This is a genomic window from Paenibacillus polymyxa (assembly GCF_001719045.1).
GTDB classification, from domain to species: domain Bacteria; phylum Bacillota; class Bacilli; order Paenibacillales; family Paenibacillaceae; genus Paenibacillus; species Paenibacillus polymyxa_B.
Window position 1 is genome coordinate 3441026 of record NZ_CP015423.1, and the last position, 13743, is coordinate 3454768.

A 13743-nucleotide genomic window follows, 5' to 3' on the forward strand; every position below is an offset into this window, starting at 1 on the left:
GGATGAAGGCGATGACGAGGCCGCGAGTGAAGCTAAAAGTAACTGACGGTCAATGGATAGCGGAATTAGACAGAAATGGGTTGGAAGGCGAATCAACGGGGGTACCTTCCACACATGTTGTCCAATGGACTGGCCCAGCGCCTGTACTGAACCCCGAACAGCGAAAAGCATGGCTGGAGCAGCTAAAAGCAGATCCTTTGGACATCTACCGTTTTTTGCAAGGGGAAACCTGTCTATCGCTGGATGAGATCGTTCAGCTAGCAGCTGAGACAGCCACTTCTAGCACGGAGGATGGCGTGGGTGTAGTCGACGAGGTGAAGAAAGCTCTTCAAACCGGTCTGGAAAGCGAGCCGCAGACCTGTCTAGAACTGATCGGAATGACACGGGAAGAGCTGCTGGAGTACGTATTCAGTGCTTGGGCCGGGGAGTTATCCCATGTGCAGGGGACATCCCCTGCGCTTGAGTCTACCTCGCGGCCAGAGGGCGGACGCAGCGGATCGGCAGCGATTAGCGAATGGATTGCGGAGTCTGCCGCAGAAGGAGCATTGCATCGTCCCGGTGCGGGCTTTCATGCAATTGAGATTCGTCTGCCGCAGAAGCTTGCTCCTAAGAAGGAAGCGGATATTACAGATTTGCTGCCGGGTTTACCCCGTGCGGAAGAGGCATTGAAACTCATACGTGAACGGGTAGCCGAGCGGGCCCGAGCTGCAATCCCGCAAAAACGTCATACTCCGTAACAATTCGGGTATATACTTCCTTTTTCGAGTCTATTCGCCTTCATCGAACGGGATAATGGCTTCGAAGAGTGCCAAAAGTTCAGTTACAATGGGGAAACGGAAAAGTCACAGCAAGTCATGCATCAAATGCAATATTGGAGGAGATACCAGCATGAAACGACATATACAACAGACGCGAGCATCTAAGAGATGGACCAAAGCGCTCATTCCGGGGCTGATCCTGCCAGGGCTATTACTGGCAGCCTGCCAGCAGGGGGGATCAGGTGGACAGGAAAGCGAGCCGTTGAAGTCATCTACAGCGGTACAGGAGAATGTACAGCCTTCCGCCCAGCCGGATGCGGGCAATGGCAGCACTAGCGCTGGACAAGCCTCTGCGGGTACAGGAAGTGGACAGGCCGACCCTGTGATGGCGTTGCGAAGCCAGAGTGCGCTGCAAGCCACGGTTAAGGAAGAGGATGGAACTGCGATTGTCACCAATGCGACTTCTGATACAGTCGTTGTGAACAAAAAGCGCAGCTTGCCTGTAGGCTATGTCCCCGATGACCTGGTGGAGCCGCAAGTGCCTTTTTCCTTCGAGGGACCGCATGAAAAACGGCATTTGCGTAAGGAAGCGGCAGAGGCACTGGAGAAGCTGTTCGACGGTGCGGAAAAAGACGGTATTGAGCTGCGTGCGGTATCGGGATACCGTTCCTATAAGCGTCAGGTATCTATTTTCAACAACAATGTAAAGACAAAGGGGCAGGAATATGCCTCTAAAGTTAGCGCTGTACCGGGTACGAGTGAGCATCAGACAGGTTTGTCCATTGATGTATCCAGTCCAAGCGTGGGTAATGTGCTGGAGCAGTCCTTCGGAGCTTCCAAGGAAGGCGAATGGCTGGAAAAACATGCACCGGAGTACGGATTTATTATTCGTTATATGAAGGGTAAGGAAGATGTAACCGGCTATGTGTACGAGCCTTGGCATATCCGTTATGTGGGAATAGACATTGCGGAGGATGTAGCCAAGCAGGGGATGACGCTGGAGGAATATTTCGACGAGAACAATATCAAGCTGTAGCAGTGAAAACCAAGCCGTAATCCTAGAGATTGCGGCTTTTTGTCGTGTTTTTCTTCCAAATTGAACCTTTTCAAGGTAGAATCTCGTATAGTGAACGACGACATAAGCGCTTTGATTTGTTGCAAACCTCATGACAGAAGCGTATAGGAAGGGAAGGGAATCATCATTTATTATTCATTAACGTATTGCGAATGGTCGGAAGACACTCAAAAGGAACTGCGCAGCCTGACACGGGAATCCGTATCGGGAGATGAGCTGTTTCTACGCAAGCTTGTAGACGCTACGCGTCTCCATGACAAACTATGGTCGCATATATCGAATGAAAGTGAGGAACATACGGATCATTCCGTCTATGTGACTGAATTTACAGGGGAACGTGCAAAGCCTTACGGTGCGTCCATCACAGACCTCGTGCTTGCCAGTGAGGGAGGTTACACTTCCACATACAGTGCAATGTACTGGATATGGCATGACCCTGCATTCCGTAGTATGGATCAGCGGGAAGGTTCGGTATTTACTTTGGAGTTGGCCCAACGGCTATTAGATCACTATACAGTACTGGGTGGCAAAACATATGAATTTATATATTCGGTATTGGACCCTCAGCTGAAAAAGGTACATCTGTTTGTGAAGGAGGTCGATCTGTGATGGAGCATTCTTGGGAAAAGATGAAATCCAAGCCCGGCTCTCGTACACGGATGGCGGCCTTTGCTCTGATGTTGGCTGTCCCAGCTGCTCTGACGGGGTGCGGTGACGACGAGTATTATGACTGCGATGAGCTTCCTGTATCGGAACAAACAGCGTGTCGGGATTCAGGCAGCAGCGGGTATTACTATGGCGGATCGACTTATTATAGTGGAGGCTCCTCATACCATAGCAGTCGTTCATCTTCCAGCTCATACCGCAAAAGCTCATCCTCATCTTCCAGCTCACACAGCGGTTTTGGCAGCAGCGGCTCACGCAGCGGCTTTTTCTCTGGGGGTTAAGATGAGCATGCGTACGATTCGGCAATTGCCTTATGAACATGATGAGCTTTTTAAGGGTGAAATCAGCCGTATCATCCCGTATCACCGCATGTATGGCAAATCCTATTGCGTGCCAGCCTTAACGGTATATCGGGAAAGCGAGCTGGCAGAGCTTCAGGTTGCTTCTGAGGCGGTACATCGTATTTATCGCAAGGTTCAGCAATTCGTTCAGCGCTATATGCCGGATGAATACCTGGTGAAACGGTTGGGGATTCATCCGGGCTTGCTGCGTGCTGCACGTATGGAGGCCGAGCCGGATGGGATAACCCGCCAGGACTGGATTGTGGGGAAAGCGGGTATCAAGTGCATTGAGAATAACACCGATACCCCAACCGGGATTCCCGAGGTGGCTTATCTCGAAGGAAAGCTGCTGGAGGTGCTGAGTAGGGATGGAATGTCGGAGGATGACAATGCACTACATGGACCCTCAACTGGAATGGACGAGGCGATTCAGTCTGCCTTGACGGAGCTCATTCATTTTTATAGTCGCAAGGGATTAGGGACAAAGGTGTATTTTGCTTGCTATGACTGGCACATCGAGGATCAGACGAACACCAAATATATTATGCATTTATGTGAACAAGCCGGATTCGAAGTCGTTTATGCGCCTTTGGAAGAACTGGAGATTATCCCGAATGAAGGATTGTATCACCGGGGAGAGCAGATCCACATTCTCTATCGCCTGTATCCGCTGGAATATCTAATTGATGACCGGGAAGAGAATACGGGGCTTGAGGTGGGGCAGGCGCTAATGGATATGGTGGCAGACGGGAAAATAGGATTAATCAACCCGCCACAGCATATCATTACCCAGAGCAAAGGGTTCACCGCAACCGTGTGGTCACTGTATGAGCGCAATGAGCAAACACCAGAGTTCTGTGGCTTTCGTTTGTTTGACGATCGCGAGCTGGAGGTGATACGAACCTACCTGCTGCCTACGTATTTTGAGCCCTCGGTGTTTATGCAAAATAAAGAGCCTTATGTGGCTAAAGGTATATGGGGACGGGAGGGTAAAGGGACGCACTTGATTGAACATCCTCAATCCGAGGAGATGCTGAAAGGCGCCTTGGGAGAGGTTGAACCTGCGGAGATTGACAACCCTGATCTGCTTCACCAAGCTGACGCTCCACGAACGCCTGAGCAGGAGGAAGCCGCACATATTGCCGCTTATTACGAGGGACAGCCTAAGATTTATCAGCGGCTGTGGCCGATGCAGAGTGCAGAGGTACAGACCGACGAAGGATTATTTCATGGCTATGTGCTAACAGGTATATTCGTGATCGGGGGGCGTTTTGCGGGTGTCCTGCCGCGAATCGGTGAAAAGGTAACAGGTGATATGGCCTACTATTGCGCCGCCGCCGTTGCCACCGCACCTCCTAATCCGCACGTTATATAAGCTGAATTAAAAAATGTACAATATTCGAACGTATCTGTTCATTTACAAGTGAGGATTTGGCAAAATCCTGAAGTATCATAAGGAGGAAGAAAATTGGACTCTTATATCAGTTTGGGGAACGCATTGGGCAATGTAGGTGTCGGCCTGCTTATCCTATTTGCTATCTTAATCGTAGGTTATTTTGTGTTCAGTTTGCTGACACGTTATAACGATAATCAAGAAATCGCACGCGGCAATGAGGCGGCAGGCATCTATATGGGTGCAAAGCTGCTAGGTCTGTGTATCATCGTGGGGATGGTGTCGTACAGCAGTCATTCATGGCTCGAAATGCTGACATGGTCGGCCGTAGGCATTGTAGTACTGTGTTTGGTCTATGTGATTTTTGATCTGGTGACGCCGCGTACCAAGGTGTGCGAGGAAATTGCCAAAGGCAATGTGGCTCTGGCACAGCTGCTGCGCTCGATCATCGTCGGGGTGTCTTTTGTCGTAGGTACATTTTTGATGTAGTCGACATAGAGAAGGAATACAAGGATCTGCAATACCGGACAACGGAGCTGCAGATCCTTTTTTTGTGGAACATTGTATTCACTGCCCGGCATCAGAATGTTGAATTGAAGGTTGCAACGATCACTTCCTGTGGGGACTATTCTATAAAGCAACGGGTGATACTGCATAGCAAAAGGAATTTGCTACAGAGTTCAAACCAAATAGAAGAGAAGGGAATTCTAAACATATGAGTACCTCCACCTCCCCAACCAAACAAATTCGGATGGGTATCATTGGCCTGGGTCTTATCGCTGAATATCACATAAGATCACTGCACAGCATCTCGGGGGTATCTATTGTGGCCGTTAGTGATGTGAATCCCAATCGCCTTCAAGCCATCGGAGAACAATTGCAACTGCCTGCTTCCAAGCGGTACGCCCATTATGAAGCATTAATCCGTGACCCAGAGGTAGATGCGATTCTGTCGCTGACACCCAATGATGTGCATTTTGACATTATTCGTATTGCGCTGGAAGAACACAAAGCTGTACTGGCAGAAAAACCATTGACTCTCACATGGGAGGAAGCGGATCAGTTGAAAAAGCTATATACAGCGAATCCGGTGCCTTTGCTGGTTCACTATAAGCATCGTTACGGCGCGGCCTTCCAATATACCAAGCAACTGCTGGATGAGCAAAAGCTGGGCAAAATCTATAACATTCAATTTCGTTATCTGATGGATGCATTTGCGCCGTATCGTCAGCATCCGTATACATGGCGTCACAATTTGGCCAAGGCTGGTTCTGGAGTAGTGGGGGATACAGCCTCACATATCATTGATCTGGCCCGTTTTCTGGTGGGTGAATTTAAAAGTGTCGCAGCGCTGCTACATACCATTACACCCGAGCGGTTCGATCCGATCACGGGTCTGCCTGTAAAAGTGGATGTGGAAGATCTCGCTGCCTTTCATGGCATCGTAGGCGACAATACCGTGGGAACCTTTATCACTCATAAAAATGCCATCGGCATACGGCACGATATCGAAGTCGATATCTATGGAGAACTTGGTACGCTGCACGCCAGCCTCAATAACCCGGAAAGTATCCGCATTGTGCTGCGTGACCTGGAACACCCGGGTGCCGAATACGAGAGTTGGGCTGTCCCTGCAATCTATAATCACACGGCCTATGAAGATTTTGTTGAGCTGGCAAGGGGAAAGTCTGTGGATCGTGCTCCCTTATTCGAGGACGGCTACAAAAACCAGTGGGTACTTGAGAAAATACTGCAATCCTGGAAAGAGAATGGACGTTTAGTAGAAATGTAGGGATGTGAGGGGAGTCGCTGAAATTCCAGCACTGACAAAGAGTATAAACATGCTGTGACCCGCAAGAGGGTTCCTTGGAAAGAGCAGCCATCTTGCGGTTTAGCAATTCAATATATCTGTAAAGACATCTTTTTCATCATTTTCGTATCGCAACGCTTATATCACTTCAAATCAATCCTGCCTCAATCTTTTCAATAATGGTCAGCAAGAAGGATTCAGCTAAGCTGTTTTTCAAAATAGCTTGCTTGGCTTCCTCCAGTGTAAACCAACGTGCTTGATCTACCTCCGTACTAAGAACATCTAACTGATCGTCATTCACAATGGATACAAAATTCAGCATCAGTGTATTGCTTCGTTCAAAATACTCGCTGCGCATATATTGATACTCATCGACTTGTAATCCTACTTCTTCCTTAACTTCACGCACCAATGTCTGCTCGGCGGATTCCCCCTTGTTCACATAACCTGCCAATAAAATGAAGCCTTGAATATTGTACTGCTGTATGAGCAGCACCTTATCTCTCCGACTATTCAATACAGCGGTACTGATCGCAGTGCTGAATATCGGGAAACGAAAGACCTGGCATGTATGACAAAAGGGGATAGGGCCTTCGCCTTCACACTCCTTCACCATCAATTTTGTTCCGCATTCATAGCAATATTTCATGTAAGCTCCACCCTTGTATCCCATTTTTAAAATTGTAAATGTTGCTTTTAATGCCGTGTTTGTACTGCAATACTCATCATCTTAATTCTACGATCATTGTTCTGTCTACGGACGTTTTATTTCTTCTCTTGGTCTTTATCCCTTTTCTTGCTGCGTTCTTGCCCGTCTAGCCCCGATCAGCCGCCAGCCTGTTAACAATGCCGCCACAAGACAGATGGACGCGGACGTCATAAAGACTACATGCATGCCTGCCAGAAAAATTTCTGGATGACCCGGGACCAAGCCGGTGACCCGATAACCAGCCTCTTTACTCATAATATAAAAGAGGATCGATGTGGCCAAAGTGATCCCCACAACCATACCGACGTTGCGAACCAGCGAATTGACACTCCCGGCTGAGCCAAGCTGTGTGCGGGGTACCGTGGACATAATCAGCGAGTTGTTCGGTGATTGGAATAAACCACTGCCAATGCCCAGCATGGCAATCCACAGACCCACGAGCGGGATAGAGCTGCCTGCATGCAATTGGGCCAATCCAATTTGGGCAATAACCATAACGACCAGCCCGGCGAATGTAAGCAGTTCAGATCCGATTTTATCGGAAAGCGCACCGCTGAGAGGGGCCACAATAACCATCGAGATGGGAAGCAGCATCAGCAGGAACCCGGCATGAAAAGGCGACAAGTTCAGCATATTCTGCGCATAAAAGGGCGAAATGATGTTAAAGCAAAAGTTAGCGACGAACACCAGAAAAGCACACAAAATACTGAGCGAAAATAACGGATTTTTGAATAGCGCGAGCTGTAAGAGCGGCCCAGGACGACGAAGTTCCAACCTAATGAACATGGCAAAAGCAACTACAGCCACCACCAGCGAAGCAACGATACGTTTGTCGCCATACCCGACCTGCTGTCCCAGCAACAATCCGACGAACAAAGTGAGAATAAAAATAGCAAATACCAAGCTACCGGGAACGTCAATTTTATCTTTCACCTTGATCAAATCCTTCGGCAGAAGCTTCCAGCCAAGAAAGACAGCGACCAGCCCTACCGGTACATTGACCCAGAAAATGTACTGCCAGCCCAGCGACGAGACAATAATACCGCCCAAGCTTGGCCCGGCGATACTGCCCAGAGAAACGAAGGTTCCAATGAGGCCAAGTGCTTTGCCCCGTTCATTGGACGGGAAGATATCTGTCACGATCCCCTGGCTGTTCGCCATGGTCATGGACGCTCCAAATGCTTGAATAATACGGGAAATCAGCAGCATAGAAAGCGAAGAGCTAAGACCGCACATTAGGGAGCCAAGAATGAATACGATTGTGCCGATTTTGAATATTTTGATTTTACCGACGATATCTCCAAGCTTGCCAAAAAATAAGATAGCGGTACATATCGCCATTAAATAGGCGGTTGTCACCCATTCAATCTGTGCCACGGGTAAATGTAACGTGCGAGACAACACAGGAAGAGCGATATTGACGATGCTTCCATCCAACGTGGACATAAATGTAAACAGATTCAAAACAATTAAAATCAGCCAACGTTTCTTCTGGACTTCGATATTCTCTTGATAGGTTGTAGCCGTTGTAGCAGTTGAACTCATCATTACACCTCGTTATCGTTAACAATTTCTATTTAGTTGCACGCGCAACTAAATGAACGGTTCTAGTGTACAGCAAATTAGTTGCGTGCGCAACAATATTGTTGTAAACTTTGCTTTGGTCCCAACTGGGGATTTGTCATTTTCAAGCCAATGAGGTGTATTTGATGAGAAAAAAACCGATTGGAAAGCTAATTTCCCACTTGTACCGTCGAAATCAAAAAATACTGTCCAAAAAACTGGCCCCTTACGGAATCGGCAGTGGAGGACAACACAGCTTTTTAAAGCTCATTTTGCAGCGACCGGGCATTACACAAGAGCAGTTGACGAATGAACTTAAATTTGACAAGGCAACCACGGCACGCTCTGTGAAACAATTGGAGGAATCAGGCTATATTGAACGGAAAACGGACCCAAATGACCGCCGTTCCTATCTTGTATCTCCCACGGCCAAGGCGTTAGAGTTTGCCCCTGTCTTACAAGGAATATTGGACGAGCTCAATGTCAGCCTTGTCCATAAACTATCCGAAGAGGAAGAGGATCTTCTTATCGACTTACTGCAAAAGATTAGTATAGACCCTGACGAATAAACAAATAAACAAATAAGGAGTTAGCCAGAGGATCGTGGCAGGTAAAAGAAAAAGCAGCCCTCACAGAGGATACTCTGTGAGAACTGCTTGATACCACTTATTCAGTCCATGCCAATTCCTTTGAACGCATTCATGACTAATTGTCGCACATAGGAATCGTCTAATGGATAACCAGTTACCAGCAATCGATAAAAAACGGGCCCATAAATGAGATCGATACATAATTCAATATCGAGATTTTCCTTCAATTCTCCGCGCTCTATTCCGCGCTCAATAAGAAGCCTGGCCTCAAGTCGCCGAGGGTGGAAATATCGGGTCCGGTATGCCTCTGACAATCCTGAATCGAGTTGCCCTTCACCTATTAACTCCGTAATGATTTTACCCTCTCTGCTTATTAAGAACCGCACTAAATTCGTGGCATGAATGAGAATATCATCTAATACACAACCCGTGTCGGGCACGGGCAATCTTGCTATGGTGGCTGACAGGAAACCATCCATTACTACTGCAGCTTTGTTAGGCCACCATTTATAAATGGTGGCTTTGCTAACTTTTGCTCGCTCAGCAATTTTTTCTACCGTAACCGCCCCAAAGCCTTGCTCCAACAGTAGATCATAGGAAGCGTTAAGGATAGATTTTTGCGTCTCGACATTACGTGGACGTCCTCTTTTGCTCTGCACTGGAATGCTCACCTTCTTAACAGATATAAGTAAACGCGAAAAATAAACTATACGTTCAGTATATCAAATATCATGTGAAATAAAAAAGTTGATTTTGCCTATTTACAAAACGAAACGTTCAGTATATTATTTGATTATCGAATTAATGAACTATACGTTTAGTATTTAAATTAATGAGGAGGATTATTATGCAAAGAGAACAACAAGCCTTAAAAAGTAACCGTATCTCAAATTGGATGATGTTTTTGTTGGCAGCCGCATGCGGCCTTATTGTTGCCAACCTGTACTATGCTCAAACCCTTGTAGGACCTATTCACGTTGCTATGGGTCTTTCTTCTACAGCAGCGGGCTTCATTGTCACCTTAACTCAAATCGGTTATGTGGTGGGATTGTTATTTATCGTACCGCTCAGCGACATTATTGAAAATCGACGGCTTATGGTCATATCGCTAATCATCACAGTCTGTGCATTGGTTGTTGCCGCTTTTGCCACCAATGCCCCGTTGTTCCTGACTGCATCCTTATTCATTGGAATTGGATCTGTGGTAGCCCAAATACTGGTGCCGTACGCCACCTATTTAGCATCCGAAGAGCAGCGCGGCCGCGTTGTTGGGAATGTCATGAGCGGACTCTTGCTAGGCATTATGTTCGCACGGCCAGTAGCAAGCTTTATCACCAGCATCTGGGGATGGCAAGCCGTATTTATTTTGTCAGCCATTGTCTTGACGCTGTTGACGATTCTGCTCTCGCGAGCTCTTCCAGAGCGCAAGCCTGTGCCTACGGTATCTTACAGTAAATTAATTTTCTCGCTAGGCACTCTTTTAAAACAAACGCCTGCACTGCGCCGCCGTGCCCTGTATCAAGCCTGCCTATTTGGTGCATTCAGCCTATTTTGGACTGTTGTTCCTCTACGTTTGGCGGATGATTTCGGAATGTCTCAACAAGGGATTGCATTGTTTGCTTTAGTAGGCGTAGGCGGTGCAGTAGCTGCCCCGATTGCCGGGAGATTGGCTGATAAAGGCTGGAGCAAAGGTTTAACCGGGTTAGCTATGATCATTGCAGCCTTGTCTTTTTCGCTCATCTATCTTTTTCAAAGTCATTCGACGGTTGCGCTCGTACTTCTCTTTATTTCAGCGATTACACTGGATATGGCCGTATCGGGAAACCTTGTACTTGGACAGCGTGTGATTTACTCCTTGGGAAGTGAGGCGAGGGGGCGTCTGAACGGATTATTCATGTCTATTTTTTTCATAGGCGGAGCGATTGGATCATCATTAGGTGGTTGGTCGTATGCGTTAGGAGGTTGGAATTTTAGTTCTCTGATTGGAGTCGTCCTGCCTGTGCTGGCTTTGCTCTACTTTTTCACTGAGAAAGAAACGAGTGGAGACGTGCGAAAGAAACAAACCACCTGATAGAGGTCGGCTTTAAGCTATGCCGTACGCAAAAACATAATAATTAAAATGGCTGTTCCCAAGAGAAAACAAAGGGGCGAGTAGAGCACAGTGTCCCACTTTGCAAAAACAGTTCCTTTTTTTCTCTTGAAGAACCCTACCCATTTGAAATCTCCTATAGAACGTAAAATAAATACGCACGACAACAAGCCTACACCGTAGGAATGAAAGGTACTGAAAAACGGCTCAAAGAGCAAAGCCGTTCCTGTGCTTGGGATCGCTGCCTTTGCACCTTTTTGTCCGCCGAATACCCAATAGGAGGCATGAAATTACATAAACGCCCACTTGAAATACCTGCGAATTTGATCTATAATGCTGTAGAATATAGTGATATTCAAGGCATTGACCAAAGACATGATTTCCTTGAAGGGCCGTTCAGAGAGAAAAGACGAGGCTGAGAGCTTTTCCGGCAACCGCATGTGAAGTTACCCCTTTGTAGCCGTGACGTTGAACATGTAGCTGTGCAATCTGGCAGTAACATCAGTAAGCGCCTACCGCTTTATCCCCGTTAACGGATACCAATGGAGGGTCACGCATGTCGTGCATGAGCATGTTCCGATGAACATAAATGTACGCACAGGAGCGGGCCGAACTAGGGTGGAACCACGAGCTGAACGCACTCGTCCCTTGAGGGAGAGAGGCGTTTTTTTGCGTTCAATTTTGATATAGAACACAATTTGAAATGGAGGCTTTAATCGTGAGTATTCAAGTGAAATTGCCAGATGGAGCCGTACGCGAGTACGAGCAGGGCGTAACGATCGCCGACGTGGCGGGTTCGATCAGCTCCGGGCTGAAAAAGAACGCCGTAGCAGGTAAAGTGAACGGGAAGGCTGTAGATCTGAACACCGTTTTGGATCAGAACGTTGACCTTGAAATCATTACGCTGGACGGTGCAGACGGCCTGGAAATTTATCGTCACAGTACAGCGCATTTGCTCGCTCAGGCGCTCAAACGCATTTACGGTGAGAAAAACGTGAAACTGGGTATCGGTCCGGTCATCGACAGCGGCTTCTACTATGACATTGATATCGAAAACCCATTGTCCGTTGACGACTTGGCCAAGATCGAGAAGGAAATGACGAAGATCGCACAGGAAAATCTGCCGATTACACGTCGTGTAGTCAGCCGTGAGGAAGCCACTCGTATTTTTGGAGAGCTGGAAGATCCACTGAAGCTGGAACTGATTCGTGATTTGCCGGAAGAAGCGGAAATTACAATCTATGATCAAGGCGAATTTTTTGACCTGTGTCGTGGCCCGCATTTGCCATCAACTGGCCGCATCAAAGCTTTTAAACTGTTGAGTGTAGCGGGCGCATACTGGAGAGGCGATTCCAACAACAAGATGCTGCAACGTATCTACGGAACAGCATTCCCGAAAAAAGCACAACTGGATGAGCACCTGCATTTGCTGGAGGAAGCGAAAAAACGCGACCATCGCAAGCTGGGTAAAGAGCTGGAACTGTTCATGTTCTCCGAAGAAGCACCGGGCATGCCGTTCTACCTGCCTAAAGGTATGGTTGTCCGCACTGCATTGGAAGATTACTCCCGTGATATTCAACGTCTGCATGGCTATGAGGAAGTACGTACACCGCTGATGATGAACAATCGTCTGTGGGAACAATCGGGACACTACGAGCATTACAAGGAAAACATGTACTTCTCCGAAGTGGATGAAACTACATTTGCTCTGAAACCGATGAACTGCCCAGGGCATATGCTTGTGTTTAAAAATGAGCTTCACTCCTACCGCGATCTGCCAATTCGTATAGCCGAATTTGGACAAGTGCATCGCCATGAGCTGTCCGGCGCGTTGAACGGTATGATGCGTGTTCGTACATTCTGTCAGGATGATGCGCATATTTTCGTCACACCAGGTCAGATTGAACAAGAAATTACAGACGTAATTAAGCTGATTAACGAAATGTATAGTGTGTTTGGCTTTGACTTCACAGTGGAATTGTCCACACGTCCAGATGACTTTATGGGCGAGCCAGCACTGTGGGATCAAGCGGAACAAGCTCTGCAAAACGTGCTGGATCACCTGGGCATCAACTACCGTATTAATGCGGGAGATGGAGCATTTTACGGTCCGAAAATTGACTTCCACATTCTTGATGCGCTCAAACGCAGCTGGCAGTGCGGAACGATCCAATTGGACTTCCAAATGCCTGAAAAATTCGACCTCACTTATGTGGGCGAGGACAACCAGAAGCACCGTCCAGTCGTTATTCACCGTGCCATCTATGGTTCGATTGACCGCTTCATGGGCATCCTGACTGAGCATTTTACAGGTGCATTCCCATTGTGGTTGGCTCCTGTTCATGCGAAGCTGTTGCCAGTATCCGAGAACTATATCGAGACTGCTAATGAGATACAGGATGCGTTGCTGAAAGCAGGTCTACGCGTCGAAGTGGATACTCGCAATGAGAAGCTTGGTTATAAAATCCGCGAGGCGCAACTGGAGAAGGTTCCATATATGTTCGTTATCGGGGAAAATGAAAAAACAACCGGTACTGTAGCGGTTCGTAAACGCGGCGAAGGCGATCTGGGATCACTCAGTATTGCGGACATCGTAGAGAAAATCAGCACAGAGATTCGCGAGAAACAGTAATATTTGATCGAAAAAATGTGTAAAAGAGCCATCAAAACCATGATGAACGTGGTTTTGATGGCTCTTTTTTTGTACCCAATACATAAGAATCCAGCGTAAGACTGAACCATAGTTTTT

Annotated in this window: 14 protein-coding genes; 10 read left to right on the top strand and 4 right to left on the bottom strand. The window is 47.4% G+C overall.

Annotated elements, in window-relative coordinates:
* The first annotated feature begins 11 nt into the window (after positions 1 to 11).
* From AOU00_RS15375 to AOU00_RS15405, 7 genes are all read left to right on the top strand, one after another.
* Positions 12 to 737: a phosphoribosylglycinamide synthetase gene (locus tag AOU00_RS15375; RefSeq protein WP_069290982.1), complete on the top strand. Its 726-nt coding sequence runs from the start codon at positions 12 to 14 to the stop codon at positions 735 to 737.
* 151 nt (positions 738 to 888) lie between these two features.
* Positions 889 to 1794 (top strand): M15 family metallopeptidase, encoded by a 906-nt coding sequence (locus tag AOU00_RS15380; RefSeq protein WP_069290983.1) that lies wholly within the window; start codon positions 889 to 891, stop codon positions 1792 to 1794.
* 354 nt (positions 1795 to 2148) lie between these two features.
* The gene (locus AOU00_RS15385; protein WP_237166189.1) at positions 2149 to 2442 is read left to right on the top strand and encodes a hypothetical protein; all 294 of its coding nucleotides are present in this window, start codon (positions 2149 to 2151) and stop codon (positions 2440 to 2442) included.
* Entirely contained in the window at positions 2442 to 2780 is a 339-nt protein-coding gene (locus AOU00_RS15390) for a hypothetical protein (RefSeq protein WP_023986799.1), read from the top strand. Before AOU00_RS15385 ends, AOU00_RS15390 begins: the two co-directional genes overlap by 1 nt.
* Before the next feature lies 1 nt (position 2781).
* On the top strand, positions 2782 to 4215 hold the full coding sequence (locus tag AOU00_RS15395) for a glutathionylspermidine synthase family protein (protein WP_069290985.1): 1434 nt from the start codon (positions 2782 to 2784) through the stop codon (positions 4213 to 4215).
* A gap of 93 nt (positions 4216 to 4308) precedes the next feature.
* Positions 4309 to 4722, top strand: coding sequence for a DUF350 domain-containing protein (locus tag AOU00_RS15400; RefSeq protein WP_069290986.1), 414 nt, complete (start codon positions 4309 to 4311; stop codon positions 4720 to 4722).
* Positions 4723 to 4948: 226 nt separating this feature from the next.
* The gene (locus tag AOU00_RS15405; protein ID WP_069290987.1) at positions 4949 to 6025 is read left to right on the top strand and encodes a Gfo/Idh/MocA family protein; all 1077 of its coding nucleotides are present in this window, start codon (positions 4949 to 4951) and stop codon (positions 6023 to 6025) included.
* A gap of 166 nt (positions 6026 to 6191) precedes the next feature.
* Here the strand turns inward: AOU00_RS15405 and AOU00_RS15410 are convergent, their stop codons facing one another.
* Positions 6192 to 6692, bottom strand: a complete 501-nt coding sequence (locus tag AOU00_RS15410) for an NAD(+) diphosphatase (RefSeq protein WP_069290988.1) — start codon at positions 6690 to 6692, stop codon at positions 6192 to 6194.
* Between the two features lie 135 nt (positions 6693 to 6827).
* Entirely contained in the window at positions 6828 to 8297 is a 1470-nt protein-coding gene (locus AOU00_RS15415; RefSeq protein WP_069290989.1) for an MFS transporter, read from the bottom strand.
* Positions 8298 to 8461: 164 nt separating this feature from the next.
* Here AOU00_RS15415 and AOU00_RS15420 point away from each other — a divergent pair, with 164 nt between their 5' ends.
* Positions 8462 to 8884 carry a MarR family winged helix-turn-helix transcriptional regulator gene (locus tag AOU00_RS15420; RefSeq protein ID WP_069290990.1) on the top strand — a complete coding sequence of 141 codons (423 nt, stop codon included), beginning with the start codon at positions 8462 to 8464 and terminating at the stop codon, positions 8882 to 8884.
* A 101-nt stretch (positions 8885 to 8985) separates the two neighbouring features.
* Here the strand turns inward: AOU00_RS15420 and AOU00_RS15425 are convergent, their stop codons facing one another.
* Positions 8986 to 9564 (bottom strand): TetR/AcrR family transcriptional regulator, encoded by a 579-nt coding sequence (locus AOU00_RS15425; RefSeq protein ID WP_061829987.1) that lies wholly within the window; start codon positions 9562 to 9564, stop codon positions 8986 to 8988.
* Positions 9565 to 9752: 188 nt separating this feature from the next.
* Here AOU00_RS15425 and AOU00_RS15430 point away from each other — a divergent pair, with 188 nt between their 5' ends.
* Complete coding sequence (locus AOU00_RS15430) at positions 9753 to 10976, top strand: MFS transporter (protein WP_069290991.1); 1224 nt, start codon at positions 9753 to 9755, stop codon at positions 10974 to 10976.
* A 17-nt stretch (positions 10977 to 10993) separates the two neighbouring features.
* Here AOU00_RS15430 and AOU00_RS25870 read toward each other — a convergent pair whose 3' ends face one another.
* Positions 10994 to 11233 (bottom strand): DUF3995 domain-containing protein, encoded by a 240-nt coding sequence (locus tag AOU00_RS25870; protein ID WP_237166391.1) that lies wholly within the window; start codon positions 11231 to 11233, stop codon positions 10994 to 10996.
* A 479-nt stretch (positions 11234 to 11712) separates the two neighbouring features.
* Here AOU00_RS25870 and thrS point away from each other — a divergent pair, with 479 nt between their 5' ends.
* Positions 11713 to 13626, top strand: a complete 1914-nt coding sequence (gene thrS, locus AOU00_RS15435; protein WP_013308583.1) for a threonine--tRNA ligase — start codon at positions 11713 to 11715, stop codon at positions 13624 to 13626.
* Positions 13627 to 13743 lie beyond the last annotated feature (117 nt).

Coding starts and splice junctions, on each gene's coding strand:
- AOU00_RS15405 (WP_069290987.1), top strand. CDS start 4,949: ATGAGTACCTCCACCTCCCCAACCAAACAAATTCGGATGGGTATCATT.
- AOU00_RS15375 (WP_069290982.1), top strand. CDS start 12: ATGACGAGGCCGCGAGTGAAGCTAAAAGTAACTGACGGTCAATGGATA.
- AOU00_RS15390 (WP_023986799.1), top strand. CDS start 2,442: ATGGAGCATTCTTGGGAAAAGATGAAATCCAAGCCCGGCTCTCGTACA.
- AOU00_RS15395 (WP_069290985.1), top strand. CDS start 2,782: ATGAGCATGCGTACGATTCGGCAATTGCCTTATGAACATGATGAGCTT.
- AOU00_RS15420 (WP_069290990.1), top strand. CDS start 8,462: ATGAGAAAAAAACCGATTGGAAAGCTAATTTCCCACTTGTACCGTCGA.
- AOU00_RS15410 (WP_069290988.1), bottom strand. CDS start 6,692: ATGAAATATTGCTATGAATGCGGAACAAAATTGATGGTGAAGGAGTGT.
- AOU00_RS15380 (WP_069290983.1), top strand. CDS start 889: ATGAAACGACATATACAACAGACGCGAGCATCTAAGAGATGGACCAAA.
- AOU00_RS15430 (WP_069290991.1), top strand. CDS start 9,753: ATGCAAAGAGAACAACAAGCCTTAAAAAGTAACCGTATCTCAAATTGG.
- AOU00_RS15415 (WP_069290989.1), bottom strand. CDS start 8,297: ATGAGTTCAACTGCTACAACGGCTACAACCTATCAAGAGAATATCGAA.